General features: G+C 57.9%; 4 protein-coding genes. 3 read left to right on the top strand and 1 reads right to left on the bottom strand.

The features are described 5' to 3' along the window. Both FEV53_RS21365 and FEV53_RS20075 read left to right on the top strand, forming a co-directional pair. A partial coding sequence (locus FEV53_RS21365) for a hypothetical protein (protein WP_221931697.1) occupies positions 1 to 489 on the top strand: 489 nt, incomplete at its 5' end. Between the two features lie 195 nt (positions 490 to 684). Further along, on the top strand, positions 685 to 1,326 hold the full coding sequence (locus tag FEV53_RS20075; RefSeq protein WP_142836396.1) for a glutathione S-transferase family protein: 642 nt from the start codon (positions 685 to 687) through the stop codon (positions 1,324 to 1,326). Between the two features lie 136 nt (positions 1,327 to 1,462). Here FEV53_RS20075 and FEV53_RS20070 read toward each other — a convergent pair whose 3' ends face one another. Beyond that, entirely contained in the window at positions 1,463 to 1,660 is a 198-nt protein-coding gene (locus FEV53_RS20070; RefSeq protein WP_142836395.1) for a hypothetical protein, read from the bottom strand. 64 nt (positions 1,661 to 1,724) lie between these two features. Here FEV53_RS20070 and FEV53_RS20065 point away from each other — a divergent pair, with 64 nt between their 5' ends. Beyond that, entirely contained in the window at positions 1,725 to 2,048 is a 324-nt protein-coding gene (locus tag FEV53_RS20065) for a transposase (RefSeq protein WP_221931698.1), read from the top strand. Positions 2,049 to 2,147 lie beyond the last annotated feature (99 nt).

Raw genomic sequence — 2,147 nt, 5'->3', positions numbered from 1 at the left:
ATCCGAGAGACGGTATGTGTCCAGCTGGTCTTTCGAGATATCGATACCGATGATATCCTGCATCTGTCTTTTCCTTACCTCTGCTTGTCATGCAGGCCCAAAGCCCTGCTATCCGTTCAGGTCATGAGAAAAGACGGGGGCGATCACACTACCGCACGGCCCAGAACGGCCGACCCATTCCCGATCCGTCCCCCGCCGCTTCCCGGCATGTTTGGGGAGCCGGGAAGCGGCTCCCTTATCGCAAAGGAGCCGAGGGAAGTCATAAGACAAGCCCTTCAGGCGCGGCATCTCAGCTGGTATGTTCATCGTGACCGGCTAAGCAGCCTCGGCTGCGTCTGCAAGTTGGCAATCCCCTTCGTCTCGCTCCATGACCCAATTGCCAATTTGTTTCACCTGCCCCGCCATGAAATGACCTCCGCCGAATTCCGCGATCTCCGTAAAATTGCAATGGACCATTGGTGGTCCATCGCAGGCATCGAGACCGCTTGATCAAACGGCCAACCTTCAACTCAACAAAACCTGGTTAACTTTACGATGCCCCTTTCGCAGATCGGTGCAAACCTTTTGGCGCGGCACCCCGTAACGTCGCGTCGGAGATTGGGACCAATTCGGTCCGACAGACGTTTTGTCCGTAATCGCCTCTGGGGCTTCAAGGCCTACGACTGAGAACAAGGAACCTAAATCATGCTGACCATCCATCACCTCGCCGAGTCACAATCCGAGCGGATTGTCTGGCTTTGTGAAGAACTGGGGCTCGATTACGAATTTCGGCGCTACGAACGCGACCCGGACACGAAACTCGCGCCGCGGGAGTATCGCAATCTGCATCCCGCTGGCACCGCACCGGTCGTCACGGATCAGGATCAGGCCATGGCGGAATCCGGTGCCATCATGGAGTATCTGATTGCCCGCTACGGGGACGGGAAGCTCGCACCAGATCCGGATAGTCATGACTTCTCACGCTACAAATTCTGGATGCATTACGCCAACGGCTCTTTTACTGCGGCCGGTCTGACCCTCCTTGTCGCAAATATGCTCGGTCGCAATAAATCCAACGAAACCGTCGAAGGATTGCTGGACAGGTATAGCCGAGGCTTCGATCTGGTCGAGGATCAGCTTGGCCGGACCGACTACTTGGCCGGGGAGAGATTTACCCCAGCGGACATCATTATGCTTTATCCCCTCAGCAATTTGCGCAAAGGCTTGGACGTATCTTTGGATAAATACCCGAACCTGGCGCGGTATCTCATCCGCTTGTCCGAGCGGCCTGCGTATCAGCGTATGGTCAAGACAATTGCGCCCGACCCCGATCCGATCCACACCTGATGCGGACCTCGATGTTCAGTCCCGGCATTTGGTGGATCGAGCGTGTTGCATAGATCAAGCTCTGGACGTGTTCGCCCCTTTCGCCCTCCGGTTCAGATGACACGCTCATAGGCCGCGCGACCGAGGTCGGGCAGCTCTAATCCAGGCGGATACGCTCTTCGCTCTTGGGATTGAAGAGCACCGCCTTATCCATGTTAACCGCAAACTCGCAAATCTGGCCAGGCTTCAGCCGAGTGCCGGCGCGCATGCGGCCGATGCCGTCCTTGTTGCCGAAGGTGGTGGTGATGATCTTCGTCCCTGTCACCGGACAGCGGGGTACTTTACCCCTGTCCATGAGAGGAGCACGCCATGGGACAGCATCGACGGAAATACACGGATGAGTTCAAAGGTTAGATGCGCTGTGCGCCACTGGTTCAAACACCGCATCGAACGCGGTTGACCGGCTTCATGAGCCAGGCGCGACGCAGGGCAGCGTTGCGAGAGAGCTGGGGATCACCGGCACGCAGCTGAAAACCTGGCGGYTGGAGATCGAGGCCTTCGGCTCGATGGAAGCGAAACACCGCCAGAAGGCCGATGCCGCCGAGCTGGAGCGGCTGCGCAAGGAGAACAAGCGGCTGGCAGAGGAGAACGAGATCTTGCAAATGGGTGAGCAGGCGAACGCCACCGGTCCGAGTGCGCCCGCGAACGCTTTTTTCGCATCTCGGGCGGTGAAACCACGATGAATAAGCGCGCTTTCATCCCTGCCCGCAAAGCTCAGTTCGACTGACCGTGTCCCCAGTGGGGCCGCGTAAGCGGGAGAACGCGGTTTCGACACTCTGCCG

The organism is Palleronia caenipelagi, from assembly GCF_007004065.1.
Classification (GTDB): Bacteria; Pseudomonadota; Alphaproteobacteria; order Rhodobacterales; family Rhodobacteraceae; genus Palleronia; species Palleronia caenipelagi.
The sequence above is the reverse complement of the archived record's forward strand: the minus strand, read 5'-3'. Positions and strand labels throughout refer to the sequence as shown.

Coding starts and splice junctions, on each gene's coding strand:
- FEV53_RS20075 (WP_142836396.1), top strand. CDS start 685: ATGCTGACCATCCATCACCTCGCCGAGTCACAATCCGAGCGGATTGTC.
- FEV53_RS20070 (WP_142836395.1), bottom strand. CDS start 1,660: ATGGACAGGGGTAAAGTACCCCGCTGTCCGGTGACAGGGACGAAGATC.